22 protein-coding genes and 4 tRNA genes are annotated in these 24,486 nt (G+C 44.9%); 13 read left to right on the top strand and 13 right to left on the bottom strand.

Going from position 1 to position 24,486, the window contains the following annotated elements; genetic code table 11:
* Positions 1-47: 47 nt before the first annotated feature.
* From OAG1_RS15375 to OAG1_RS15365, 3 genes are all read right to left on the bottom strand, one after another.
* Positions 48-1,709 (bottom strand): methyl-accepting chemotaxis protein, encoded by a 1,662-nt coding sequence (locus tag OAG1_RS15375; RefSeq protein WP_338621892.1) that lies wholly within the window; start codon positions 1,707-1,709, stop codon positions 48-50.
* A 155-nt stretch (positions 1,710-1,864) separates the two neighbouring features.
* A complete protein-coding gene (locus OAG1_RS15370; RefSeq protein ID WP_016402365.1) occupies positions 1,865-3,526 on the bottom strand; it encodes a methyl-accepting chemotaxis protein in 1,662 nt (553 codons plus the stop codon).
* A gap of 112 nt (positions 3,527-3,638) precedes the next feature.
* On the bottom strand, positions 3,639-4,508 hold the full coding sequence (locus tag OAG1_RS15365; RefSeq protein ID WP_152779731.1) for a patatin-like phospholipase family protein: 870 nt from the start codon (positions 4,506-4,508) through the stop codon (positions 3,639-3,641).
* Between the two features lie 147 nt (positions 4,509-4,655).
* On the opposite strand from OAG1_RS15365, the gene OAG1_RS15360 reads away from it, so the two are divergent.
* The gene (locus tag OAG1_RS15360) at positions 4,656-5,468 is read left to right on the top strand and encodes an endonuclease/exonuclease/phosphatase family protein (RefSeq protein WP_338621891.1); all 813 of its coding nucleotides are present in this window, start codon (positions 4,656-4,658) and stop codon (positions 5,466-5,468) included.
* On the opposite strand, the gene OAG1_RS15355 is transcribed toward OAG1_RS15360, so the two are convergent.
* Both OAG1_RS15355 and gloB read right to left on the bottom strand, forming a co-directional pair.
* On the bottom strand, positions 5,458-7,047 hold the full coding sequence (locus OAG1_RS15355; RefSeq protein ID WP_338621890.1) for a LysM peptidoglycan-binding domain-containing protein: 1,590 nt from the start codon (positions 7,045-7,047) through the stop codon (positions 5,458-5,460). The two genes, OAG1_RS15360 and OAG1_RS15355, sit on opposite strands and share 11 nt — an antisense overlap.
* Positions 7,048-7,109: 62 nt before the next feature.
* Positions 7,110-7,880, bottom strand: a complete 771-nt coding sequence (gene gloB / locus OAG1_RS15350) for a hydroxyacylglutathione hydrolase (RefSeq protein WP_338621889.1) — start codon at positions 7,878-7,880, stop codon at positions 7,110-7,112.
* Between the two features lie 71 nt (positions 7,881-7,951).
* Between gloB and OAG1_RS15345 the strand changes: the two genes are divergently transcribed.
* Positions 7,952-8,668 (top strand): methyltransferase domain-containing protein, encoded by a 717-nt coding sequence (locus OAG1_RS15345; RefSeq protein ID WP_016402360.1) that lies wholly within the window; start codon positions 7,952-7,954, stop codon positions 8,666-8,668.
* Here OAG1_RS15345 and rnhA read toward each other — a convergent pair.
* A complete protein-coding gene (rnhA, locus tag OAG1_RS15340; RefSeq protein WP_338621888.1) occupies positions 8,665-9,135 on the bottom strand; it encodes a ribonuclease HI in 471 nt (156 codons plus the stop codon). The two genes, OAG1_RS15345 and rnhA, sit on opposite strands and share 4 nt — an antisense overlap.
* 51 nt (positions 9,136-9,186) lie before the next feature.
* Here rnhA and dnaQ point away from each other — a divergent pair, with 51 nt between their 5' ends.
* From dnaQ to OAG1_RS15310, 6 genes are all read left to right on the top strand, one after another.
* Positions 9,187-9,963 carry a DNA polymerase III subunit epsilon gene (gene dnaQ / locus OAG1_RS15335; RefSeq protein ID WP_256471378.1) on the top strand — a complete coding sequence of 259 codons (777 nt, stop codon included), beginning with the start codon at positions 9,187-9,189 and terminating at the stop codon, positions 9,961-9,963.
* A 5-nt stretch (positions 9,964-9,968) separates the two neighbouring features.
* Positions 9,969-11,222, top strand: a complete 1,254-nt coding sequence (locus OAG1_RS15330) for a TIGR03503 family protein (RefSeq protein ID WP_040307326.1) — start codon at positions 9,969-9,971, stop codon at positions 11,220-11,222.
* A 146-nt stretch (positions 11,223-11,368) separates the two neighbouring features.
* Positions 11,369-11,445: transfer RNA gene (locus tag OAG1_RS15325), tRNA-Asp, on the top strand.
* Between the two features lie 36 nt (positions 11,446-11,481).
* Positions 11,482-11,558 (top strand) — tRNA-Asp (locus OAG1_RS15320).
* A 23-nt stretch (positions 11,559-11,581) separates the two neighbouring features.
* Positions 11,582-11,658, top strand: a tRNA-Asp gene (locus tag OAG1_RS15315).
* A gap of 39 nt (positions 11,659-11,697) precedes the next feature.
* Positions 11,698-11,774: transfer RNA gene (locus OAG1_RS15310), tRNA-Asp, on the top strand.
* A gap of 94 nt (positions 11,775-11,868) precedes the next feature.
* Here the strand turns inward: OAG1_RS15310 and OAG1_RS15305 are convergent.
* On the bottom strand, positions 11,869-13,395 hold the full coding sequence (locus OAG1_RS15305; protein ID WP_016403662.1) for an HD domain-containing phosphohydrolase: 1,527 nt from the start codon (positions 13,393-13,395) through the stop codon (positions 11,869-11,871).
* Between the two features lie 131 nt (positions 13,396-13,526).
* Positions 13,527-15,998 (bottom strand): acyl-CoA dehydrogenase FadE, encoded by a 2,472-nt coding sequence (gene fadE / locus OAG1_RS15300; RefSeq protein ID WP_338621887.1) that lies wholly within the window; start codon positions 15,996-15,998, stop codon positions 13,527-13,529.
* A gap of 214 nt (positions 15,999-16,212) precedes the next feature.
* Between fadE and lpcA the strand changes: the two genes are divergently transcribed.
* Together lpcA and OAG1_RS15290 are read left to right on the top strand one after the other, a co-directional pair.
* On the top strand, positions 16,213-16,788 hold the full coding sequence (gene lpcA, locus OAG1_RS15295; RefSeq protein WP_152779719.1) for a D-sedoheptulose 7-phosphate isomerase: 576 nt from the start codon (positions 16,213-16,215) through the stop codon (positions 16,786-16,788).
* 37 nt (positions 16,789-16,825) lie between these two features.
* Positions 16,826-17,590, top strand: coding sequence for a class II glutamine amidotransferase (locus tag OAG1_RS15290; protein ID WP_152779717.1), 765 nt, complete (start codon positions 16,826-16,828; stop codon positions 17,588-17,590).
* Between the two features lie 65 nt (positions 17,591-17,655).
* Here the strand turns inward: OAG1_RS15290 and purN are convergent, their stop codons facing one another.
* Entirely contained in the window at positions 17,656-18,297 is a 642-nt protein-coding gene (gene purN, locus OAG1_RS15285; protein WP_338621886.1) for a phosphoribosylglycinamide formyltransferase, read from the bottom strand.
* 8 nt (positions 18,298-18,305) lie between these two features.
* Positions 18,306-19,346, bottom strand: coding sequence for a phosphoribosylformylglycinamidine cyclo-ligase (purM, locus tag OAG1_RS15280; RefSeq protein ID WP_016403657.1), 1,041 nt, complete (start codon positions 19,344-19,346; stop codon positions 18,306-18,308).
* A gap of 173 nt (positions 19,347-19,519) precedes the next feature.
* On the opposite strand from purM, the gene upp reads away from it, so the two are divergent.
* The 3 genes from upp to hda all read left to right on the top strand — a co-directional run bounded on the left by upp (position 19,520) and on the right by hda (position 21,955).
* Positions 19,520-20,146: a uracil phosphoribosyltransferase gene (gene upp, locus OAG1_RS15275; protein WP_016403656.1), complete on the top strand. Its 627-nt coding sequence runs from the start codon at positions 19,520-19,522 to the stop codon at positions 20,144-20,146.
* A gap of 38 nt (positions 20,147-20,184) precedes the next feature.
* Positions 20,185-21,180, top strand: coding sequence for a DUF2066 domain-containing protein (locus OAG1_RS15270; protein WP_338621885.1), 996 nt, complete (start codon positions 20,185-20,187; stop codon positions 21,178-21,180).
* 70 nt (positions 21,181-21,250) lie between these two features.
* The gene (gene hda / locus OAG1_RS15265; RefSeq protein ID WP_016403654.1) at positions 21,251-21,955 is read left to right on the top strand and encodes a DnaA inactivator Hda; all 705 of its coding nucleotides are present in this window, start codon (positions 21,251-21,253) and stop codon (positions 21,953-21,955) included.
* On the opposite strand, the gene OAG1_RS15260 is transcribed toward hda, so the two are convergent.
* The 3 genes from OAG1_RS15260 to OAG1_RS15250 are packed head-to-tail and all read right to left on the bottom strand — an operon-like array spanning position 21,952 to position 24,149.
* Entirely contained in the window at positions 21,952-22,347 is a 396-nt protein-coding gene (locus tag OAG1_RS15260) for a DUF2069 domain-containing protein (RefSeq protein ID WP_338621884.1), read from the bottom strand. The two genes, hda and OAG1_RS15260, sit on opposite strands and share 4 nt — an antisense overlap.
* Complete coding sequence (arsC, locus tag OAG1_RS15255) at positions 22,340-22,690, bottom strand: arsenate reductase (glutaredoxin) (RefSeq protein WP_338621883.1); 351 nt, start codon at positions 22,688-22,690, stop codon at positions 22,340-22,342. The genes OAG1_RS15260 and arsC overlap by 8 nt, the downstream gene beginning before the upstream one ends.
* Positions 22,691-22,709: 19 nt before the next feature.
* Positions 22,710-24,149, bottom strand: a complete 1,440-nt coding sequence (locus tag OAG1_RS15250; RefSeq protein WP_016403651.1) for a M48 family metalloprotease — start codon at positions 24,147-24,149, stop codon at positions 22,710-22,712.
* Between the last annotated feature and the right edge of the window lie 337 nt (positions 24,150-24,486).

Genomic DNA, 24,486 nt, shown 5'->3' with positions numbered 1-24,486 from the left:
AAGCCACCTTAGGGTGGCTTTTTTGTTATTAGAAAGGTTGTTTGAGCTTACAAAGTAAAACGTTTTACCAGCTCTTCTAGTTGCTCGGCACGTTCGTTAAGGTTCAGGCTGCCTGCGCGGTTTTCTTGAGCGAGGCTGGCTGATTGACTCGATTGATCGGCAATTTGCACAATACGCTGAGATATCTCTTGGCCAACGTGGCTTTGCTCTTCGGTAGCGGTGGCAATAAGCGCATTCATATCCATGATGTGTTGAATCGACTCTTTAATCAGCTGCAGCGCATCACTGGCGGCATTGGCGCCACTAACGGCTTCGCTACTGCGTTCTTGGCTCGTATCCATTGCCGTTACCGCTGCGTCAGAGCCACTTTTTAATCGTTCAATCATTTCATGAATTTCACCGGTGCTTTGTTGGGTGCGGCTGGCCAATTGGCGAACCTCGTCGGCAACAACTGCAAACCCTCGTCCTTGCTCACCAGCGCGCGCAGCTTCAATGGCAGCGTTCAGCGCTAATAGGTTGGTTTGTTCGGCAATGCCTTGAATTACCCCTAAAGCCGAGGAAATATTCTGTACATCGCCTTCTAACTTGCTAATCACTTCACTGGCTTGACCAATCTCATCGGCTAGATGTTGCACAGTGGTAACTGCGCTGCCTACCGTAGTCATAGCTTGACCTGCGTTGTTATCAACTTCTTGTGCCGAGTTGGCTGCTTGATTAGCGTTGTCGGATACGTCATGAGCCGAAGCGGTCATTTCAGTCATCGCCGTAGCCACTTGTTCAGTTTCTTCACGTTGTTCCACAAGCAGTTGGTCAACGCTGTTGGCGCGATCAGACATCGATGAGGTTTCTTTGGCTACATCAGAAGACACTTTACCTACCATGCTAATAATGTCGTGAAGAAGCGAGATGAAGGCATTAAAGTTATTGGCTAATTGACCAAACTCATGAACATAGTCGGTTCGCAGACGAGCGCTTAAGTCTGCATCGCCACTGGCGAGCTTTTCGAAGGACTGATTTAAATCTTGCAGTGGGGCCATAATGCTGCGGTTAATAAAGTAACTAATCACTACAGCTAAGCCGAGCAGGGCAATACCGGTAATAAAGATAAATAGCATTGACGACTCAAGGCTAGCTTGGGCTTCGGCTTCCAGTTTTGCAATTACAGCGTCAACATCATCGGTATAAAAACCAGTGCCGATGAATAAGTCCCATTTATCTAGGTAGATGGCGTAACCTAGTTTTGGTAATGCTTCACTACCACCTGGTTTAGGGAAGTAGTAAGTATAGAAATCACCGTTTTTTGATGCTTTTAGTAAATCACGAATTATGTATTGGTTGTGTTTGTCTTGCAGTGACCAAAAGTTATCGCCAATGCCTTTATCACTAGCGCCAAGTAGCTTTCGCACCCCGGTCTTGTCATAGCCAAATATGTAACCACTCTCGCCATACTTTAACCGTTTAAGCGTTGGCATCGCTTGCTCTAGGCTACCCCCACCTTCATAGATATCGGCTATCGATGAATAGGCCATATCTAAATAAGCCTTTAGCTCAGCTTTTTTCATCTCCATCATGTTTTCTTGTGTTTCTGATGATTGAGCCTGGCTCAGAGCTTTAGTTTCGGAGTAGCTTAAAAAAAGCATACTGGCTGCCAAAATAAGAACCGGCCCTAAGGCCAAAATAAGTAAACGTTGGCGTATAGTAAGAGACATAGTTCGCTCCCTGCGGTTGATATATTTTAGAGGTATTGTTGAGTTATTATCGGCAGACTAGCACAAGGATTTAAGCTTTTTTGTGAATTGATTCTGCTACTTAGCAATAGATATAAAAAAGCCCCTTTAATTTAAGGGGCTTTGCTAAAAACTCTTTATAGAGTGAAGCGTTTTACTAATTCTTCAAGTTGTTCTGCGCGTTCATTAAGGTTAACACTGCCACTACGATTTTCTTGTGCTAGACCGGCAGATTGACTAGATTGGTCAGCTATATGCACAATGCGCTGGGAGATCTCTTGGCCCACATGGCTTTGCTCCTCAGTTGCCGTTGCGATGAGGGCATTCATGTCCATGATGTGTTGAATAGATTCTTTAATCAGCTGCAGCGCATCACTGGCCGCGTTAGCACCGCTTACAGCTTCACCACTGCGCTCTTGGCTACTATTCATAGCTGACACAGCTGCATCGGAGCCGCTCTTGAGGCGTTCAATCATGCCATGAATTTCACCGGTGCTTTGTTGGGTACGACTGGCTAATTGACGAACTTCATCGGCCACCACTGCGAAGCCTCGGCCTTGTTCACCTGCTCGGGCCGCTTCAATGGCTGCGTTCAAGGCCAGCAGGTTTGTTTGTTCGGCAATGCCTTGAATCACCCCTAAAGCAGAAGAAATATTTTGCACATCCCCTTCAAGCTTACCTATCACCTCACTCGCTTGGCCTATTTCATCGGCCAGTTGCTGCACAGTTGTTACCGCGGTTCCCACGGTACTCATAGCTTGACCAGCGTTAGTATCAACTTGTTGGGCAGAGTTTGCCGCTTGATTTGCATTGTCAGAAACATCGTGAGCAGATGCGGTCATTTCTGTCATAGCAGTGGCCACTTGCTCGGTTTCTTCACGTTGTTCTACCAGCAATTGGTCAACGCTATTGGCGCGGTCAGACATTGAAGAGGTTTCTTTGGCAACGTCGTGGGCAACATTACCTACCATGCTGATGATTTCGTGGAGTAATTCGATGAAGGAATTAAAGTTAGTTGCAAGTTGCCCAAACTCATGCACGTAGTTGGTGTCGAGTCGGGCGCTTAAGTCTGCATCGCCACTGGCGAGTTTTTCAAAGGAATTATTTAAGTCTTGTAGCGGCGCCATTATGCTTCGATTAATAAAGTAACCGATGATAAGTGCAAAGCCGAGTAAGACAGCAGCTGTTAGCCCTAAGAACATTAGAGATGATTGCAGGCTGTCTTTTGCATGTTCTTCTAAGCTTGTAATTACCGCTTCTACATCATCGGTGTAAAAACCGGTGCCCATCATTAAATCCCAGCGGTCTAAGTAAATGGCGTAGCTGAGTTTCGGCAAGGCTTCGCTGCCGCCAGGTTTAGGGAAATAGTAGGTGTAAAACTCGCCTTTTTTCGAGGCTTTAATCAGGTCTTGAATTAAGTACTGGCCTTGTTTGTCTTGCAGTGACCAAAAATTATCGCCAATGCCTTTATCTAATGTGCCCATAAACACCCGAACACCTTTATTGGTATAACCGAACATATATCCTGTTTCGCCATATTCTAGGCGTTGTAATATGGGTAAGGCTTGCTCTAAGGTTCCACCATTTTCATAGATTTCGGCCACCGCAGAGTAGGCTAAACCCATATAGGCTTTTAGCTCATCCTTTTTCATATTAACCATGTTTTCTCGGGTTTCTTTAGATTGCCCTTGGGTGAGCTTTTGGGTCTCGGAGATGGTCAGGAGCAAAATACTAACGGCCAAAATAAGCACGGGCGCTAGTGATAAAAAGAGTAAGCGTTGGCGAATAGTTAGTGACATAGTCTACGTTCCGAATTGTTTATTTTTTTGGTTTTTTTAAGTGTAGACGGCTATGCGCTTTACAGGCTGTGAAGCGGTTTTAGTAGCTTGAAAACGTGATCAAGCCATTGTTTTAAATATGTTTGTTGTCAGCTTGCGGAGCCGGGTGCTGTTGGTGCCATATTTTAGCGGGCACGATGTTAATGGCAGTTTGATAACCGGTGTCGAATAAACGTAACTTTGCTTCATCGTTGAGGTGAAAATCGACCGGTGAGGTATTGCCAGTATTTACTACGATGGTTCTATGCCAAAACTTCTCGTTAACATACTCTCTTGAAATGGTGGTCATGAAAGTTCTAATTAATAATGAAATGTACGCGGCAAGGGGGAAAATTCCATTAGTTTGCAATGGCTTTATGTCATTGTCGCCTCGTAGTCTAAAGCAAATGACAGGGGTGCCATCTTCAGCCCAATCTTGATGAAGAGCATCTTCCGACAATATGCTGCCATCTACCATTAAGTGGTCTTGGTAGGGCTTAAAAGAAAAAATTAGTGGAATAGACATAGAAAAACGCACTGCTCGCGATACTTTTTCGTGAGGGGTGCGAATAGCATCAAATACAACTGGTGAGCCAGAGCGTACATCGGTGGCTACTACATGTAACTGCATTGGCAGCTGACTAAAGGTAACGCCATTAAGTAAGTCATCGATCCATTCTTCAAACTTGTCGCCTGAACAAAGCCCGCCATTTCGTAGTAAGCTGATCAGCGAAAAACCTTTGAACTGCTCGAAGTCGGTATCTAAGGCAATGGCTTTTATTTGCTCTACATCCATACCGCTAGCAAATAAGGAGCTGATAATACTGCCCCCAGAAACGCCCACAATATGTGAAAAATGAACATTTAGCTCTTTTAAGCCGGCTAGAATCCCAATATGGGCGGGTAGGCGGGTGCCACCGCCAGCAAATATGGGAACTAGTGTCCTTGGCTCTTGAGATTGCATTTGTTTATCCATTATTTGATGATAGCTCAAGTATGTCGCAAATTTGCCAAGCCGCTAGGCTTTGCCAAAATATCTTTCTATTTACGGGCTGTTTTATCGGTTTTGTTTTTGTATCTAAGTTTTGTATGAGGGCTTAATGTGCGAGTGATGCGTTGGTTTTTCCAAGCTATGTTAATAAGCACTTTATTTGTCTTATTAAGCTCTGCTGCTTATGCGCAGCTGCCAGTTTGTGAGAATCAAACGCTAGATTACCACCCTGCGAATATACAGAATATTCAAGCTTTGCCTGATACTGCAGACTTTTCTGTTTTAGTATGGAATAGCTATAAAGGCCAAAATCAAGGCTGGACAGAACAGCTAGAACAGTTCTCACAACAAGCCGATTTTATGCTGCTTCAAGAAGCCAGCAGAGAGCGCATGTTGGCTTGGTCTGAAGGACCTCAATGGCACCAGTATCAAGCTATCGCCTTTGAGTGGCTTGGTGATGGACTAGGAGTAATGAACTTGGCCAAGTTTGCTAGTGAGGAAAACTGTTTGGCTTTAAGTACCGAGCCGTGGATAAGAGTACCGAAATCAGCGTTATTGCAGTTATACCAATGGCAACAGCAGCAATTATTGCTGATCAATATGCATAGTATTAATTTCACTCTCAGTGAAGAAGATTATTTGCGGCAACTCCAGCTGCTTGGTCCGTGGCTGGCGGGGTACCATGGCGCTGTGATTTTAGCTGGTGATTTTAATACTTGGAGCAGTGCGCGTTTAGCAGTGCTAGAGCAGTTTATTACTGCGCACCAATTAAAAACGGTGAGGTTTAAGCCAGATAGGCGAACTCGCTTTTTTGGAAAAGCTTTAGATCACGTGTTTTATCGTGGATTACGGGTGAATCAGAGCGAGAGCATTGTGACCGAGAGTTCCGATCACAATGCCTTGTTGGTGCACTTCCGTTTTGCTAAGCGCTAACTTCAGCCACGTTGATATACAGCTTTAACTTCTGACCTGGCTGTAAATAGTGATTTTTGTTTAGGTCATTCCACTTCAATAAATCGGTCACTGACACTTTAAATTTTTGGGCGATGCGAGACAGTGAATCTCCGTTGCGTACTTTATAGGTAACGGTTTGAATATGGTTTTTATTGGCTTGAGATTTTTGCCAAATCACCAGCTTTTTACCCGGTTTTAAAGTGTCGGTTGGCGCCATGCTATTCCATTTTGCAATGTTGCGGTGCGACACCTTATATTTCTGCGCAATGCTCCAAAAGCTATCCCCTGACTTCACCGTGTAATTTAGCTTAATGTCGCCACGAGGTTTGTTTTGTTGGCTAGCTAAACGTTGGCTTTGGCTAAGGGTGTAAGCATTCTGATTACGCGAAGATACTGGTACCAACAAATGTTGACCAATGCGAATAGTATTGCTGGTTAGCTGGTTAAGCTCTCGGATCTGTTTGCTGGTAGTGTTATAACGCTTGGCGATGACACTAAGGCTGTCACCTGACTTCACTTTATAACGCGCCCATTGCATGCGCTCTTGTTTAGACAAAGAGGCAAGGGCTACTTCAAAATTAGGTACATTTTTCTTTGGCACTAACAAATAGTGCGGGCCATCAGGTGCTGTAGCCCAACGGTTAAAACCTGGGTTCAGTTTATGTAATTGATCAAGTTTAATATTGGCTAAATCGGCCGCTAGTGCTAAGTCGATTTGGCTATAAGTATCAACTTTTTCAAAATGCGCTTTGTTGGCGATTTCAGGGATATTTAGCTGGTACTCATCGCGATGTTGTAACATTTGGCTTAGTGCCAATAGTTTAGGCACATAAGCGCGAGTTTCTCTAGGTAGGTTTAGCGACCAAAAATCAGTAGCTTTGCCAGCGTTAGCGTTGGCGCGAATAGCACGTCGAACGCGACCTTCGCCAGAGTTATAGGCAGCAAGAGCATGTAACCAATCGCCATCAAAGTATTTATGTAGATACTCAAGGTAATCGAGTGCGGCATGAGTAGAGGCATATACATCGCGGCGTCCGTCGTACCACCAATTTTGCTCAAGACCAAAGCGTTTACCTGTACCAGGGATTATTTGCCAGATTCCCGCTGCACGCCCATGGGAGTATGCAAAGGGTTGAAAAGCACTTTCTACGATGGGTAAAAGCGCGAGCTCCAAAGGCATTTGCCGGCGTTCAATTTCTTCAACAATAAAAAACAAGTAAGGGTCGGCTCTAACTGATACACGGCGCATGTAGTCGGGGTGTTTTAAAAACCAGTTAAGTTGAGCTTGTAGGCGTTTGTTGTTCTCTGGCAGAGGAATGGCCAGTTGGTCCTCAATTCTAACCCAAACGTCGTGATAAACCGGAGCTTGAGGCTCTGGCTCTGCTTCCGGTTGTACCTGAACCTTCGCTTCTTCAACTTCCTTTACTTGTTCTGCTTTAGTTTGCTGCTCGCTAGCGTCTACAGCATTAGCATCTACTAATTGTTCAGTAACTTGAGGATTAGTGAGTTGGCAAGCGCCCAATAATAAAGAAAAAAGGCCAACAGTGAGCGCTTTCATGATTTATCCATTTACGTAAAATTCAGTGCTCAATGGTATTGAGCTAAAGCTAGTTTGGCAAGTCAGAAGCGGTCTTTCCATGATCTTAGGCCAGCGAATACTGCTATCTCATTGTTTAATGGTTGTAATTCAGCCAACTCAACCGCGGCTTTAATATTTGCATTGTTGCAGCGTAAAAAGGGATTTATTGCCAATTGCTGATTTAAGCTGGTTGGCAGGCTGGGTAGGCCCATTTGGCGTAGCTTACTTACTTGCTGCTGGTAACTCAGTAAGTCTGCATTATCTGGTTCTACACTAAGTGCAAATTGTAAGTTGGCTTGAGTATATTCATGCGCTGCATAAATTAGGGTGTCGTTTGGTAAGTCCTTAATTTTTTCTAAAGACTGGTGCATTTGTTGGGCGCTGCCTTCAAATAACCTTCCACAACCCGCCGAAAATAAAGTATCGCCAATAAACAAGTGACCCTTGCTTAGGTAGGCAATATGGTCAAGGGTGTGACCTGGCACTTCAAGCACCGAGAAAGGCTGGTTTAAACCTTCGGGAGTGAAGCTATCTGATTGTTTAACTGCTTGATGTTTAAACGTGTATCTAGCGTTTTTTGGGGCATAAACCTTAGCCTGCGGATAACTGGCCAATAGCCTTTCAACACCGCCAATATGATCGGCATGTTGATGAGTAATTAGTATGGCGCTTAACTGGCCGCCAATATCTTTAAGTCGCTGTTCTACTGGCGCAGCGTCTCCTGGGTCGACCACAACACAATCGTTTGAATTTGCCTCTTTTATTAACCAGATATAGTTATCATTAAAGGCGGGTATATGGATGATTTGCATTATGATATCTCTGTCGTTAAAGTCGATGACACATTATTGCCTTAACTGCAGTAGATTGGTACGGGGAATTGATGAAGCCGGCGAAAATTCGTGAAGTAATTGCAAGCCCTGACTTCTGGCAAGATCTGCCATTAGGCGATTGGTTAATGGAGCAGCAGCAAAGTTTGCTTGACCAGCACCTGCCTGTGGCCTTTGGTTATCACATGTTAAAACTGGGTAATTTAAGTGCTCAGTTAAACTGCCATGCCTCGATGATACGTCACCAATTAAATGTGGCAAAGCAAGGGCACTTAATTGGCTTACGTGCTCACCCGGAGCAACTACCTTTTCAAGAAAGCAGTATCGATTTATGCCTGCTAGCCCACAGTTTGGATTTTTCGAAAGATCCCCATCAAATATTGCGTGAGGTAGAGCGAGTACTCACAGCCGATGGTTACCTGATTATCAGCGGTTTTAATCCATTTAGCTTATTGGGTATGCGTCGTTACTTTCCCTTCAGAAAACGTGGAATGCCTTGGTCGTGTCGCATGTTTACCCCTGCGCGGGTGAAGGATTGGTTAAACCTATTAGGTTTTGAAGTGCTTAATGATGAGCGTTTTGCTTATACCTCGTTTGTTAATAGCCGGCCCGCGCCGCAATGGTTTGAGCGTTGGGGCAAGCGTTATTTTCGCGCTACGGCATCGGCGTATTTTATAGTGGCCCGTAAACGCCGCGCACCGCTAACCCCGGTCAAAAAGGCCTGGAGAGTGAAACAACGCATTCCGGTGCCTTCGTCAATTAGTGGCTAGGTTTGTTGCTCGTACACTTCGTCGATTAAGCAGGCGTTGTTAGTGGCCGCTTCGCGGGCGAGGTCGTCTACTCGTTCATTTTCTGGGTGTCCAGCGTGGCCTTTCACCCAGTGCCATTCAACTTGATGGCGTTGACAGGCTGCATCTAAGCGCTTCCATAAATCGGCATTTTTTACCTCGGCTTTTGCAGCGGTTTTCCAATCACGCTTTTTCCAGTTGTGGATCCATTGAGTTATTCCTTGGCGAACATATTGACTATCGGTAGTTAATATCACCTTGCAGGCTTGAGTTAGGCTTTCTAGGCCAATAATGGCCGCTAGCATTTCCATTCGGTTGTTGGTGGTGAGTCGGTAGCCTTGGCTAAGCTCTTTGCGATGAGCTTGGTAAACTAGCAATGCTCCATATCCTCCAGGACCTGGGTTACCTAAACATGAGCCATCGGTAAACAAGTGGACTTCTTTTGCCATATTTTTGTTAAACTTGCAGGATTATCTGCTTAGTGTCGCATAGGAGTTGTTGTGAACCAATCCAAGAGCCATCGCTTAATTGTATTTGATACTGAAACCACCGGTATGAATGATAGTGGCGGACCTATCTACCAAGGGCACCGCGTTATCGAAATTGGCTGTGTTGAAGTTATCGACCGAAAGCTAACCGGCAATACCTTTCATGTTTATATCAACCCCGAGCAGTTGATTGATGAAGAGGCGATTCAAGTTCACGGTATTACCGATGAATTTGTCGCAGATAAGCCTTTATTTAGAGATGTTGCCCATGATTTTGTTGAGTTTATTCGTGGCGGCGAGTTGGTGGCACATAACGCAAACTTCGATATTAGCTTCCTAGATCACGAGTTTGAAATGATGTCGCGAACCTTGGCTCAAGCGATGCCCAAATGTGCCGATATCTGTACTATCACCGATTCATTATTGGTGGCGCGGCGTGGTGAATACAATAAACGTGAAGTGCAAATGGCGGGCAATAAGCCTTTACCTTCACGTAAAAACTTAGACTCCTTAAGTGACTACTATGGTGTAGATCGCACATCACGGACTTACCACGGCGCATTATTGGATGCCGAATTGCTGGCCGACGTTTTCTTAAAAATGACCGGTGGCCAAAATAAGTTAAATTTAAAGCAAAAGGGCAGTGGGGATGGAGTTGGCGTTCGTTTGATTGATTCTAATCGTGCCCCTCTAAAAGTAGTATTTGCAACAGAACAAGAGCTCAGCGAGCACCAGGAGCGCTTAGACCTTGTCGAGAAAAAGGGAGGCCAGTGTCGCTGGCGCAACTGAACTTGATGATAAAAAAACTTTTGTGGCTGTTGTTGTGTATTGTGATTCCTGTACAAGCATCAACCATTTTCGAAAATCGAGATATTCCTTTAATCGATAATCGTTTTCGCCTCGATCAAACTATTGATAAGGCGACCTTTCTTTTATATCGCTCTCCCGGTTCTCCTGCCGCTATTTTGGTGCGCCCCGATGGCAGCAAAATTTATGCTTGGGATGTGCCGAAAAATGTCAGTTGGCTAGAAACCGACGAACTCGACATTGTAACCATTGAAAAACCGATGCGAGGCCCTTGGCAGGCGGTGGCTGAAAACAAAGGCCGTAACCGCATTCGTATTCTCAGTGATATCGACTTAACGGTTGATCCTATCCCTCATCAACTTTATCAAGGAGAGCGTTTGCGTGTAACGGCGCGCCTAAGCAGTAAAGGGGAGCGGATTGACTTAGAAGTCATGCTACAAGAAGCACTAATGAATGTTGCATTAATGCGCCAGCAATTGCTCGAAGACCAAACTGTGGAAGTGCGTCGCGACGAGTTAGGTAAGTTTTTTGACGATGGCAAAGATTATGATGAGTATGCCGACGATGGCGTGTTCACTACTTTTATCAAGTTAGAAGCTCGCCCCGGCAAGTACGAAATGATCGTTAGCACCTTAAACCAGATTTTTACTCGTGCTCAAATCTCTCCGGTGCTGATATATCCTAATCCTGTAGAAATAAAGGTTATGTCGCCAAAAGACGAAGAGCGTCAAGCGCGGATGGCCTTGGTGATAGATACCGACGAAATTAGGCCAGAGTCGGTAGTGATTAGCGGTAAGGTTTATAACAATGTAGGTTGGGAGCAAGACTTCCAAACTTATGCTGAAAGTGATGAGTTTACCGTAGACCTTCCCACTCCCACCGAGCAAGGGCGCTATCGTGTTATGGGCACCTTACTAGCGACCACTATTCAAAATCGCGAGATAGTTATCGACTTGCCTGAGGAAGACTTTGTGATCCTTCCTCCGCCGCCACCGCCTCCTGAGCCAGTGGTAATAGAAGAGGTGGTTGTTCCAGAGCCAGAAATGTCGCTGTGGCTAGTTATTTTACTTTATGTCTTTGGATTTTTGCTGTTAGCAGGCGCTGCTTTTGGGTTTATATGGTGGCGAAAACGCAAGGCCTTTGAGGCTGCATTAAAAGGCGCTAGAGAAGCTCCCGCAGCAGAGCCAAGCGCAGAACCAAAAATGGATGAAGCCAGTAGCTTAAAGATGCCATCGGAGTGATTTATAGGCTGGTTTGGCTAAAAGCTCGACGCTTTGGCTAAAACATCAGCGCTTGAACGAATTTTTAAAGAAATAAGACAATTCTTTGTTGACTCGTAATAGGCATAACCGTATTATCTGCGCCGCACCAGACGAGATGGTTCTGCGGAGTGGTAGTTCAGTTGGTTAGAATACCGGCCTGTCACGCCGGGGGTCGCGGGTTCGAGTCCCGTCCACTCCGCCAAGTCTGTTTAGTCTGTGTGTAATGTTTCGATGTAGCGGAGTGGTAGTTCAGTTGGTTAGAATACCGGCCTGTCACGCCGGGGGTCGCGGGTTCGAGTCCCGTCCACTCCGCCAACGACGAAACAATTTAATGCGTAGGAGTGGTAGTTCAGTTGGTTAGAATACCGGCCTGTCACGCCGGGGGTCGCGGGTTCGAGTCCCGTCCACTCCGCCAGCATTAAAGTAGTAATACAATCGTGACGTTAGTATATGCGGAGTGGTAGTTCAGTTGGTTAGAATACCGGCCTGTCACGCCGGGGGTCGCGGGTTCGAGTCCCGTCCACTCCGCCACTACTAAACAAGAGCCTCGTTAAGCGAGGTTTTTTTGTGCCTGAAATTTGAGGGGTTAGGCTTTAAGGTTTACTCAAAGCCTTAATTGGTAGGCTTAGTCTTGATACTTATCTCTAATTTTTACAAATCGCGCAAAGTTGTTGAGCAGCGCATCCACAAGCTGTGGATCAAACTGTTTACCGCGTTGTTGTTCTAAATACTCAATAATCTCTTGGTCATTCCAGGCATTTTTATAACAGCGTATGCTGCCTAGCGCATCAAACACATCAGCAATGGCGGTTAAACGCCCGCTAATTGGGATCTCTTCACCTTTTAAGCCTCTTGGGTAACCACTGCCATCCCATTTCTCGTGGTGCGAGCCAGCGATTTCTGAAGCAAGTTGCATTACTTCAATATTTGAGTCTTTAAGCATGTTTTCGCCAATGGCTGCATGGGTTTGCATTACTTCCCATTCCTCGGGAGTAAGCTTGCCCGGTTTGTGCAGTATTGCATCGGGAATCGCCACCTTGCCTACATCATGTAAGGGTGATGCCAGCTTTAACTGTTCAACTTTCATGGCTGGTAAATCAAGTAACTCGGCGAGTAGTGCGGTAAAAAGGGCAACTCGGCGAACGTGCATGCCCGATTCTTTAGAGCGGGTTTCAACTATTTCCCCAAGGCGATACAGTACTTCTTTTTGGTTGGTGCTAATCACTTCGTTAAGCCGAATGTTTTCTAACGCAACCACGATGTTTTCACTAAGCAAGTTAATAAAATGCTGATCTGCTTGGTTAAACGGCGTATTCCTAGTGATATAAAACAATAAATTGTAAGCGCTGTTTTCACAGTAAATTGCCAAGGCATTATCTTGGAATACATTGGTTTTTTGATCTATTGCTTGGCTGAATATTTGCTGTTGATTACTGGGGAATTCTGATAAATGTTGATGTGCTTTACTAGGGCGTTGTTGCCCTTGATAAGCTAATAACTGCAATTGAGTAGAGTTAACTTTATAAGCATATTGTTCTACTTGATAGATACAGCTGTCTTCTAAATTTAGTATTACGGCCAGTTGTTCTAAGGCGCCTTCCACAAAAGTAAACAAGGCATTTTTTTCAAATATGCCGCGCGAGGCCTTAACGACTTTTTCTAGACCCAGTTTATGTTTCTCAAGTGAACAAATATCTCGGTAGGAGCGCAAGCTAGCTCTAATAAGGGTACGTAGTTTTTGCGAGGTGAGCTCGGTTTTGTCTTTGTAGTCGTTAATGTCGTAGTTTTCTACTACTTCATCTTCGGGAGCTTGCCCAGGCTGGCCGGTGCGTAAAACGATTCGAACGCTTTGGTTATCCAGATCTTGGCGAATATGACGAACTAAACATAAGCCTGCATCGTCTGTTTCCATAACCACATCTAATAGGATTAGGGCTATGTCGTTGTGTTCGGCCAATATAAGTTTGGCCTCTTGGGCTGAGTTGGCATGTAGAAATAATATCGATTTGTTGTCAAAAACAAACTGCGACAACGTCATGCTAGTGATGTGGTGAACTTCCGGCTCATCGTCAACAACCAATAATTTCCATTGATCCTGTTGCTCTTGAGTTTCGGTGGCTGTGTCATCTAGTAAAAAGATGTCGTCGCTCATTCGCTATCCATTGCTTATGTTTTTCTTTTAGTTAAGTGTATTTTAGACTCAAATTCAATGCCTTGCTTCTGATACTGATAAAAAAAGCGAGCTATTGTTGCTCGCTTATTTTTGATTGATGAATTTTTGTATTAAGCGACGGAGTCTAAATCAGCTGCGTCTGTTTTGGCTAGGTTAGGGCGATTCTCTAATTGCTCATGGTCAAAGTCATCTACGTTAATTGCAGCCAACCTGCCTTGCTCTGTTCGGCGCATTAAGGCAGCTTCTTCAGCGTTAATTACACCAAGTTTTATACCTTCGTCGGCAAGTTTATCTAGCTGGGTGAAGGGGCGTTTCTCGCCAAGTGCTTTACATACTTTGTCGTATAGCGCTTCGCAAGCCAGTACATCCTCTAAAGTTTGCTCTAACTCACCATAAACATTGCCTTCTACTCGGCTATCAAAGCGGCCTTGTCCTACACGATTACGAGTTTCACTTGGCTCTTGTAGAATACGTGCAAGTTTATGGTCTAACACATCACTTGGTGCGTGGAAGGGCTTACCTAGCGGGAACATCACTAAGCGCATTGCTTTACCTACCCATTTATTCGGGAAGTTAAGCAGTAACTCATCTAAGGCGTTCTGTAATTGAAACAGAGAGTCTTGCATGCTCCAGTGCAATAAGGGTAAATCTTCTTGTTTGCGGCCGTCATCGTCAAAACGTTTTAAAGTGGCCGAGCACAAGTAAAGCTGGCTTAACATGTCGCCTAGGCGAGCTGATACGCGTTCTTTACGTTTTAAGTTACCGCCTAGCGTTCCCATAGCTACATCAGACAACAGCGCTAAATTGCTACTAAAACGAGTTAGTTGTTTGTAGTAGGTAGCCGTTTGGTCGGAGTAGGGAGTGCTAATTAAACTGTTGCTAGTTAGGCCAAACCAAAAACTGCGAACAAAGTTGCTGGTGGCAAAACCAAGGTGGCTAAATAGCGCTTTATCAAACTGCTGTAAGCCTTGGTTAAAATTGGGGTGTTGAGTAGCTTCCATTTCTGCAAGCACGTATGGATGACAACGAATAGCGCCTTGCCCGTAAATAATCATGCTACGAGTTAGAATGTTTGCGCCTTCAACGGTAATGGCAATTGGTGCACCTTGATACGAGCGAGCCAAAAAGTTTTTAGGACCTAAGCAAATCCCTTTACCGCCCACAACGTCCATTGCATCAATGCTAGCGCGCTGGCCTCGGTGGGTTAGGTGGTATTTTACTATGGCAGAAATAACCGATGGTTTTTCGCCAAGGTCGATGGCGGTTACGGTTAAGTCTGAAGCCGCTCCCATCATATAGGCGTTGCCTGCTAGTCGAGCTAAAGGCTCTTCCACACCTTCCATTTTACCAATAGGTAATTTGAATTGGCGACGGATACGGGCGTAAGCACCGGTAGCTAAAGCCGCATTTTTAATGCCGCCTGTTGCACTAGAAGGCAGGGTAATTCCGCGACCAACCGACAAACATTCCACTAGCATGCGCCAACCTTGGCCCGCCATTTCTTTACCACCAATGATAAAGTCGATAGGCACAAATAGGTCGTTAGCGCGGGTAGGGCCGTTCATGAAAGGAACGTTAAGTGGGAAGTGACGACGACCTACTTCAACCCCTTCAATGTCGGTTGGAATAAGTGCGCAGGTAATACCAAGCTCTTCTTGCTCGCCAATTAGTTTGTCGGGATCTGATAATTTGAATGCTAGGCCTAAAATAGTGGCCACTGGTGCTAAGGTGATATAGCGTTTATTCCAAGTAATTCGCATACCTAGTACTTGCTCACCTTGCCATTCACCCATGCAAACTACACCTGCATCAGGAATAGACCCGGCATCTGAGCCTGCTTCTGGGCTGGTTAAGGCAAAACATGGAATTTCTTTACCTTCAGCTAAGCGAGGAAGGTAGTGGTCTTGTTGTTCTTTTGTTCCGTAGTGTTGCAATAGTTCACCTGGGCCAAGTGAGTTAGGCACACCTACCGTGCTAGATAGTACTGCTGAAATACTGGCTAGTTTTTGTAGCACACAAGATTGCGCGTAGGCAGAGAACTCCAGGCCACCGTATTTCTTTTTGATGATCATGGCGAAGAATTTGTGCTCTTTCAAAAAGTCCCAGATTTCTTCGGGTAAGTCTGCTAATTCATGGGTTATTTCCCAGTCTCTAGTCATCGCACATACTTGCTCAACCGGACCATCTAAAAAGGCTTGTTCTTCTGCACTTAGGCGTGGCGCCGGGTAGCTATGAAGCTTTTTCCAGTCCGGCGCTCCGCGAAATAGCTCGCCTTCCCACCATGTGGTACCTGCCTCGATGGCTTCTTTTTCGGTACGTGACATTTCGGGCATGATTTTTTTGAAGGTTTTGAACAGCGGTTTAGAGATCAGTTGTTGACGCAAAGGCTTAAAATTCAACCCACCAACAATTAACAAATAGGCTAGCCAGAACAGCTCGCTAAATGGCGAGACAAAACTGTAAGCAGCCAGTGAGGCGGTAAGCACTAAGCTAAATGCCAGTAACGACGCTCTAAAATAAGCGAGCCCGCCCATTAAAAATAGGCCACCTATGGCAGCAAAAAGGGGTAAGTAACTTTGCATCAATCTCTCCTTGGACTTGTAAGAGGTCTGACCTCTTTGGGTATTTGTAACGCAGTGGTTAACAAACTTCAAGTCTTTTACAAAATTTCAACATAAGTTTAGTTGTATTTTTTAGTTAACAAATTGAGATATGCGCTGAATAGAACGCTGATCCTTACTAAAAAAAAAGTTATAGTGTGCAGCTAATAAGCCTTGCCCAGATAAGGGAACCTAGATGAAAAATTTGATAGTTGAAGAGTTACAAGAAGCTGTAACTGTTCTAAATGCTTTTATTGCCGATGAGAAAAACATTGATGCGATTGAACAAGCGGCTCGTTTGTTAGCCGACAGCTTTAAGCAACAAGGCAAAGTATTATCTTGTGGTAATGGTGGTTCTCATTGTGATGCCATGCATTTTGCCGAAGAGTTAACCGGCCGCTATCGTGAAAACCGCCCTGCTTACCCTGCTATTGCTATCTCAGATCCTAGCCACTTATCTTGCGTGAGCAATGATTACGGCTACGAGTATGTATTCTCGCGCTATATTGAAGGTTTAGGTCAAGCTGGTGATGTTCTCTTTGGCATTAGTACTAGTGGTAACTCAGGTAATATCATCAAGGCGATAGAAGCGGCTAAAGCCAAAGGCATGAAAGTGATTATTTTGTCTGGCAAAGATGGTGGCAAAATGGCTGGCCAAGCGGATGTAGAGATTAGAGTTCCGCACTTTGGTTTTGCTGACCGCATTCAAGAAATCCACATTAAAGTGATTCATATTTTGATTCAGTTAATCGAGAAATACATGGCCGAGTAAGCCTGTTTTTTCCGTAATGTAAGTAGCGAGTAGTTGTATGTGTGAGTTACTAGGAATGAGTGCCAATGTTCCTACTGATATTTGCTTTTCCTTTACCGGCTTGGTTCAGCGCGGCGGCGTTACTGGACCGCATGTAGACGGCTGGGGTATTACTTTTTATGAAGGTAAAGGCTGTCGCAGTTTTAAAGATCCTGCACCAAGTTGTAAGTCTAAAATTGCAGAGTTGGTTCAGGCTTTCCCGATTAAAAGCCAGGCAGTAGTAGGACATATTCGCCAAGCAAACCGCGGGTGTGTCTCTTTAGAGAACACCCATCCTTTTACCCGTGAGTTATGGGGACAAAATTGGACCTATGCTCACAATGGACAACTAAAAGGATACAAGCAGCTTGATACTGGCTTCTTTAGGCCAATTGGCGCAACCGATAGCGAGCGTGCTTTTTGTTGGATCCTCGAACAGCTGCGTATTAAGTACCCACGTAAACCCGCTAATATGAAAGCTATGTTTAAATTTGTGGCGAGCCTAGCCGATCAGCTGCGTGCAAAAGGCGTATTTAATATGCTGCTGAGCAACGGCGAGTTTGTGATGGCTTATTGTTCAACAAATTTACATTGGATTACTCGCCGTGCTCCTTTTGGAGAAGCTCAGCTGGCCGATGCCGATGTTACTATCGACTTTTATAAAGAAACTACGCCAAATGATGTAGTGACAATGATTGCAACTCAGCCTTTAACCAATAATGAGCAATGGCAAAAAATTGCTAGCGGCGCTTATGTATTGTTTAAAGACGGTGAAGTGCAATAAAGCTTTTAAGCTAACTAAGCTTTAAGCGAAAACAAATTGAAAAAAAGCGCCTTTAGGCGCTTTTTTTATGAGTTAGCGTAACCGCTACTCGGGAGTACATTACCGTCGAGTAGGGCGCTGTCATTTTCCATGCTCAAGCGCCCTTCAACAAACCAGTTAACGACCAATGGGTATATGGCATGTTCTTGCACTTGTACCCTTGCTGCTAGTGTTTCGGCATCATCATCGCTAAATACGGGAACTTTGGCCTGTAAAATTACCGGGCCACCGTCTAACTCGGGGGTGACGAAGTGAATGCTGCAACCGTGTTCTTGGTCTTGGGCATCAATGGCGCGCTGATGGGTATTTAAACCTTGGTACTTGGGTAGCAAAGAGGGATGAATGTTTAGCATCTTGCCGCTAAAACGTTCCACAAATGCTTGGCTAAGAATACGCATGAAGCCAGCCATCACTATTAAGTCAGCATTATACTGCTCAATCACCTCGGCCAAGGCCATATCATAGCTTTCGCGATCGCTATACTCTTTAGGGTTTACAAATACCGTGTTAATGGCTGCCTGCTTAGCGCGCTCAAGGCCATAAGCGTCGGCCTTGTTACTTACTACAGCAGAAATAGAGGCGTTGATACGCCCCTCTTTACAGGCATCAATAATGGCTTGCAGGTTAGTCCCTGAACCTGAAATCAATACAACAATGTTGCGTGCCATTATTTACCCTATTTAAATTCTACTTGGCCTTCGCCTTCAGCTACATCTTCAATGTGGCCAATTTTCCAAGCTGTTTCGCCGTGTTCTGCTAGTAAGGCTAGAGCAGCGTCTACTTCAGCTTCTGGTAAAGCGATAACCATGCCTACACCACAGTTGAAGGTGCGGTACATTTCTTCACGAGCCACGTTGCCATTCTCTTGCAACCAGTTGAATACTTCAGGCCATTGCCAGCTATTTTCATCAACCACAGCTTTTGCGCCAGCTGGTAATACGCGAGGAATGTTCTCCCAGAAACCACCACCAGTGATATGTGATAAAGCATGTACTTCACATTGCTTAAGCAGTGCAAGCACAGACTTAACGTAGATTTTTGTTGGGGTTAATAGGGTTTCACCTAGCGTGCTATCACCTAAAACTTGTTTAGGGTCGGCATTAGATACCTCTAGGATCTTGCGAATTAGCGAGTAACCGTTTGAGTGAGGGCCACTAGATGCTAAAGCGATTAACGCGTCACCGCTTGCTACTTTAGTGCCGTCGATAATTTCTGACTTTTCAACAACACCCACACAGAAACCTGCGATGTCGTAGTCGTCGCCATGGTACATGCCAGGCATTTCTGCAGTTTCACCACCAATTAAGGCACAGCCAGATTGCTCACAACCTTGACCAATCCCTTTAACTACGTCTGCTGCAGTATCAACTTCAAGCTTACCAGTTGCGTAGTAGTCTAAGAAAAATAGCGGTTCAGCACCTTGTACAATAAGGTCGTTTACACACATTGCTACCAAGTCGATACCAACGGTGTCGTGTTTTTCCAAATCTAACGCTAAGCGTAATTTAGTACCTACACCATCGGTGCCAGCAACTAATACAGGCTCTTTGTAACCAGTTGGCAATTGACACAATGCACCAAAGCCTCCTAGTCCACCCATTACTTCTGGGCGCTGGGTACGTTTACTAACACTTTTGATACGTTCTACTAATGCATTACCAGCTTCGATATCAACGCCAGCATCTTTATAACTCAGAGGGGTGTTTTGTTTGGTCACGGGATTACCTTGCAACGAACATGGAAAAAAATTTCGCGATATTTTAGCAGTGTTAGCTGTCCGGTAACAGTAATAAACGATAACTAAGACATTTTGTTGATATTTGCTAACATATCTCCATTGAGCCTGATTTAAACTAGCGGCTCACAATTCGGTAAATCAAAGGAATAGAGATGAAAGTTGTTGAAGTAAAGCATCCTTTAGTTCGTCATAAAATTGGCCTAATGCGCGAAGCAGACATTAGCACAAAGCGTTTTCGCGAATTAGCACGTGAAGTATCTGCATTACTTACCTACGAAGCGACAGCCAACTTAGAAATTGAAGAAGTGACTATTGCCGGTTGGAATGGCCCAGTAAAGGTTGAACAAATTAAAGGTAAAAAGGCTACGGTTGTGCCTATTTTGCGCGCGGGCCTTGGCATGATGGACGGTGTGTTAGAGCATATGCCTTCAGCAAAAACCAGCGTGGTGGGGATTTATCGTGATGAAGAGACTCTAGAGCCGGTTCCTTACTTTCACAAGCTAGTGAGCCAAATTGATGAGCGTTTGGCTCTTGTCGTAGACCCTATGCTAGCTACTGGTGGCTCAATGATTGCCACCATCGACCTACTTAAAGAGCAAGGCTGTAAAGACATTGTAGTATTAGTATTAGTTGCTGCTCCCGAAGGTTTAAAAGCTTTGGAGGCTGCACACCCCGATTTGGTCTTGTATACTGCGTCAATTGATGAAAAGCTAAATGAGCAAGGCTACATCCTTCCTGGTTTGGGTGATGCCGGCGATAAGATTTTTGGTACTAAATAGTACGCAAAAATAGTTAATTGAATCTCTAGGAGAGCGCAGTGATTAGAAAGTGGTTGTTGGTACTTAGTTTGGCAGTTGTGATGTTGCCGGTTCAAGCCTCGCTGCAAGAGGAACTTTACCGAGTTGAAGCACAAGCCACTGGCGATACCCAACAAGATCAGCAACAAGCTTTTGAGTTATTGGTACTGCGCTTAACTGGGGAGCAAGCTAGCAATGCTAACCCATTAGTTGCTAAAGCTAGAGCCAATATTAACCCGTATATTCAACAGTTTGCTTATCGCGACGATGCGATTTCGGTGCTGTTTAACGAAGCAAAAGTAAATCAACTGTTGATGCAAGCTCAATTGCGTTTATGGGGGAAACAACGCCCAGACATCGTATTGTGGTATGCCAATGAGCAGAATTTTAATCGAGAATTGTTAGCCGATAGTGCTCAACAAGGTTGGTTAGAGGCTGGCCGCCAGCAGGCGCAGTTATTAGGTTTGCCTGTTCGCCTTCCTGTTATGGATTTAGAAGATAGCATGGCGGTAAGTGTCAATGATGTATGGGGTGGTTTTGATGGCCCATTGTACGCAGCTAGCGAGCGTTACTCTGTGCCACTTATCCTGAGCTTTCGCCAATATCCTCAAGGTCAAAATTGGCAGATCCAATGGCGATTGTTAGACAGTGCAAGCCAAGTTCAACTTGATAGCGGCCAAGTACAAGCGCCATTAGCAGACGTTAGCGCAGCCGCTATGAGTGCGGTAAGTGCCAGTTTGGCCGAGCGTTATGGCGTGATATTAGGCGAGAATGCTGATGAAGCGATGTTAGTTAGTTTTGCCAACATAACCAGCATGAACAAATATGTTGAGTTGGAGCGCTTTCTTAACCAGCAACCTAGTGTGGCAAGAGTCACCTTACACAATGTAAAACAAGATACCTTTACTTTTGAGGTGCAATTGCTTAGCCCTTGGGAAGACCTTAAATCTTCACTTGATATCGCTCCGCGCTTGCAAGCGGATGAAACGCGAACAAAGTACTACTATTACCAGTAGCAAAAATTTTTCATCTTAATAACGAGCTGGTACAATGCCTCTAGACTTGTATCAGCTTTGATTTATCACTTTGAGTTTTTCCCCGCAATTATCACTTCCTGTACTGCTACCTGACGATGAAACCTTGGTAAGTTTTTACCCGGGCGACAATCAACAGTTACTAAGTGCACTGCGCAATCTTGCTTTAGATAAAGGCGAGAGGATGCTTTATTTATGGGGCAGTGAGGGATCGGGTAGAACCCATTTGTTGCATGCCAGCTGCACCGAAATGGCAGATGTGGGCGCGGCAAGTGCTTACTTACCGCTCGAGATGCACGCAGCAATGTCTCCTAAAATGCTCGAGGGTCTCGAGAGCATGGCCTTAGTTTGTTTAGACAATATTGATGCGATAGTGGGCATTTCGGCCTGGGAAGAAGCGATTTTTGATTTTTATAATCGTCGTAAAGAATTAGCGTCTACCACCCGTTTAATTGTTACCGCCAATGCGCCAGCCCCTCAGTTATCTTTTGCTTTGGCTGACTTACAGTCTCGCTTAAATTGGGGTGTTACCTATAAGTTGCACGAGCTAGATGATGAGCAAAAGCTAAGTGCTTTACAGTTACGCGCGGAACTACGTGGTTTGAAAATGCCGTTAGAAGTCGCCAGATTTTTATTGAAACGTTTATCTCGTGATATGCCTACTTTGTTGAACAAGCTTGATCTGCTCGACCAAGCCTCAATCACTGCTCAACGTAAGCTAACCGTTCCTTTTGTTAAAGAGATCTTAGAGCTTTAGTCTTTAGATTTATCTTTTAGCTTCTTTAAGCCTATCCCCAGCTCTTTACCGCGAAACTTCGCGTACTGTAATCCAAACCAAAACGCACTGAGTACTAATACTAGCTCTACTGCCGCTAACCAGCGTTCGGTGTCGGATACTACTAACAGCGTGGTGCTGTGAAGCACGTATAACAGCAGCACAAAACAACTCCAAGCATAGGTATAAGGTTTACCGGTCAAAATGCCTTTTAGCGGGAACAGCAATGGCACGACCCAAAAGGTCAACATTAAACCTAGGCTAATATCAATCGGTGGTGATAGCCATAAATGCCATAACAGCACCCAAGCAAGAAGCGCCAAGTAACTACTCTTGGCAATTAGCAATAGTTGAGATGTGCTTAGCTTAGACAATCTCTAACACCTGCTCTGGTGGTCGGCCAATGCGTGCTTTATCTTGATTAATCACAATTGGGCGCTCAATCAGTTTAGGGTTTGCGTGCATAGCGGCTACCAGTTGAGCAGGAGTGAGTGATGCATCGGCTAAATTCAATTCTTTGTAGAGCGCCTCTTTAGTGCGCATTAACTGGCGAGGCTCAAGTTGCATCATGTCGAGCATCTTGGTGATATCCGCTTCGCTTGGCGGAGTTTCTAGATAAAGCACGATCTCTGGCTCGATGCCTTTTTCTTGAAGAAGCTGCAAGGTTTGGCGACTTTTAGAGCAGCGCGGGTTATGAAGGATCTTAATAGTAGACATGCTTATTCCTTGTATACATCTAGTTGAGCGACTCGAGCTCTTGCTCAGCAGCTTTAAATTGTTCAATTCTAGCTTGGATGCGAGCTTGCTCAAGATTGTTTTCTGTTAGGTTGTAGGCGCTATGCAGTTCGTCAATGGCGCGGCGATAATCTGAATGCAATGAAAGGTACTCGGCTCGCGCAGTATGGCTAGCAGCCATGTTTTTGAGACGTCGTTGGCTGCGGCTAAGTTCTCCCCAAGCTAGAGCATCGTTGGGGCGCTCGCGTAGGTAACGATCAAGCAGTTTAGCACCTTCTTCAAATTGGCCATTTTCGCTAAATGCGTGTGCTAAGTTGAGCACAATTACTTGGTTATTGGGGTAGCGAGTCTGCGCCACTTGCAAACGCTTAATTGCAGGTTGGTAGTTCTTCATTGCCAAATCGATGTCAGTTTGGGTATCGATTACAAAAAGGTTGTCGGGATGGCGTGTGGCAAGACCATCAACGATTGTTTTCGACTCTTTGTATTTACCCATACCAAACAGTGCTAAGGCTTTGCCATAGAGAGCTGCATCTTCAATCCTGTATTCTTTGCGTTTTATTACTCGGTTGTAGTGCTCTAACGCTTCGGAAGGAGAAAGGGTGCCATGGCGTACAATAATCCGTGATTTGGCAAATTGGAACGAAAGGGAAGGCGCAACGTAACGATTAGGGTATTGATTTGCCCGAGCGCGCGCTTCACTAACCCGCGTTTCTGGCAATGGGTGAGTGATTAGCATTTGTGGAGGCTTGCTCGCGTAACGGTATTTCTCCGAAAGCTTACCAAAAAAGTTACCCATTCCTATTGGGTCATAACCGGCATTGGCCAAGGTGCGAAGACCAATTCGGTCTGCTTCAAATTCGTTGGCACGGGTGTAGTTAATTGAGTTTTGTACACCTGCCGCCATGGTAGCTTGTAATGCTGCGATACCTGCAACCGGGTTGGCAATGCCTAGCAATAAAGAGCCTAGCATACCGGCCATAGACAGGTTTTGCGCTGCAGCTTGGTTTTCAATACTTCGGGCAATATGACGTTGAGTAACGTGAGCAATTTCGTGAGCAATTACAGAAGCGAATTCACTTTCAGTATCGGCGTATAAAAATAAGCCCGTATGAATTTTTACGTAGCCACCGAGAAACGCTGCAGCATTAATTTCATTATCGGTCACTAAAAAGAAGTTAAAGGGAGTACGCACTAAATCAGCTTTGGCAACCAGGTGGTTGCCTAGCTCGGTGACATATTCAGATAACACTGGGTCATTGGTCATACGGCTACTAGCGCGAATAATTCGCATGTAGGCATTACCGTATATAATTTCTTTGTCGATGGATAAAGCCGACGCACCGGCGGTACCTATTTCAGGTAATTGATTATTGGCAGACATAAGAGGGGCGTAGCCAAACAGCAGGCCTGCTAAAACAAAATGTGCGAAACGCGTCATTGAAATCCGATAACTTTCCATTTGTATCGCGAGAATACCCCGATTTTGTTTGTTATTCAAAAGCTATAAATTGAGTCCTGATCAATAGCCTGTAATAATGTCATAGTTATTTTATGGTAATTATTACAAATGCTTTGCCTCGATTTACAAAAACACAACTGTCCTTACCCATTATTGGAAAGTAAGCTTTGGCTAAAACAAGCTAAAGTAGGTGATCAAATTCAGTTGCTGTTAGGGGACAGCGGATCACGTAGTGATATCCCCAAGTACTTTCGCCGATTAGGGCATGGCGTAAGTATTGAGCAAGGCGCCCGTGGTTTTTGCGTCACCATAACTG

Source organism: Agarivorans sp. OAG1 (assembly GCF_037076485.1).
GTDB lineage: Bacteria > Pseudomonadota > Gammaproteobacteria > Enterobacterales > Celerinatantimonadaceae > Agarivorans > Agarivorans albus.
The sequence above is the reverse complement of the archived record's forward strand: the minus strand, read 5'-3'. Positions and strand labels throughout refer to the sequence as shown.

Coding starts and splice junctions, on each gene's coding strand:
- OAG1_RS15375 (WP_338621892.1), bottom strand. CDS start 1,709: ATGTCTCTTACTATACGCCAACGTTTACTTATTTTGGCCTTAGGGCCG.
- OAG1_RS15370 (WP_016402365.1), bottom strand. CDS start 3,526: ATGTCACTAACTATTCGCCAACGCTTACTCTTTTTATCACTAGCGCCC.
- OAG1_RS15365 (WP_152779731.1), bottom strand. CDS start 4,508: ATGCAATCTCAAGAGCCAAGGACACTAGTTCCCATATTTGCTGGCGGT.
- OAG1_RS15360 (WP_338621891.1), top strand. CDS start 4,656: ATGCGTTGGTTTTTCCAAGCTATGTTAATAAGCACTTTATTTGTCTTA.
- OAG1_RS15355 (WP_338621890.1), bottom strand. CDS start 7,047: ATGAAAGCGCTCACTGTTGGCCTTTTTTCTTTATTATTGGGCGCTTGC.
- gloB (WP_338621889.1), bottom strand. CDS start 7,880: ATGCAAATCATCCATATACCCGCCTTTAATGATAACTATATCTGGTTA.
- OAG1_RS15345 (WP_016402360.1), top strand. CDS start 7,952: ATGAAGCCGGCGAAAATTCGTGAAGTAATTGCAAGCCCTGACTTCTGG.
- rnhA (WP_338621888.1), bottom strand. CDS start 9,135: ATGGCAAAAGAAGTCCACTTGTTTACCGATGGCTCATGTTTAGGTAAC.
- OAG1_RS15330 (WP_040307326.1), top strand. CDS start 9,969: ATGATAAAAAAACTTTTGTGGCTGTTGTTGTGTATTGTGATTCCTGTA.
- OAG1_RS15305 (WP_016403662.1), bottom strand. CDS start 13,395: ATGAGCGACGACATCTTTTTACTAGATGACACAGCCACCGAAACTCAA.
- fadE (WP_338621887.1), bottom strand. CDS start 15,998: ATGCAAAGTTACTTACCCCTTTTTGCTGCCATAGGTGGCCTATTTTTA.
- lpcA (WP_152779719.1), top strand. CDS start 16,213: ATGAAAAATTTGATAGTTGAAGAGTTACAAGAAGCTGTAACTGTTCTA.
- OAG1_RS15290 (WP_152779717.1), top strand. CDS start 16,826: ATGTGTGAGTTACTAGGAATGAGTGCCAATGTTCCTACTGATATTTGC.
- purN (WP_338621886.1), bottom strand. CDS start 18,297: ATGGCACGCAACATTGTTGTATTGATTTCAGGTTCAGGGACTAACCTG.
- upp (WP_016403656.1), top strand. CDS start 19,520: ATGAAAGTTGTTGAAGTAAAGCATCCTTTAGTTCGTCATAAAATTGGC.
- arsC (WP_338621883.1), bottom strand. CDS start 22,690: ATGTCTACTATTAAGATCCTTCATAACCCGCGCTGCTCTAAAAGTCGC.
- OAG1_RS15250 (WP_016403651.1), bottom strand. CDS start 24,149: ATGACGCGTTTCGCACATTTTGTTTTAGCAGGCCTGCTGTTTGGCTAC.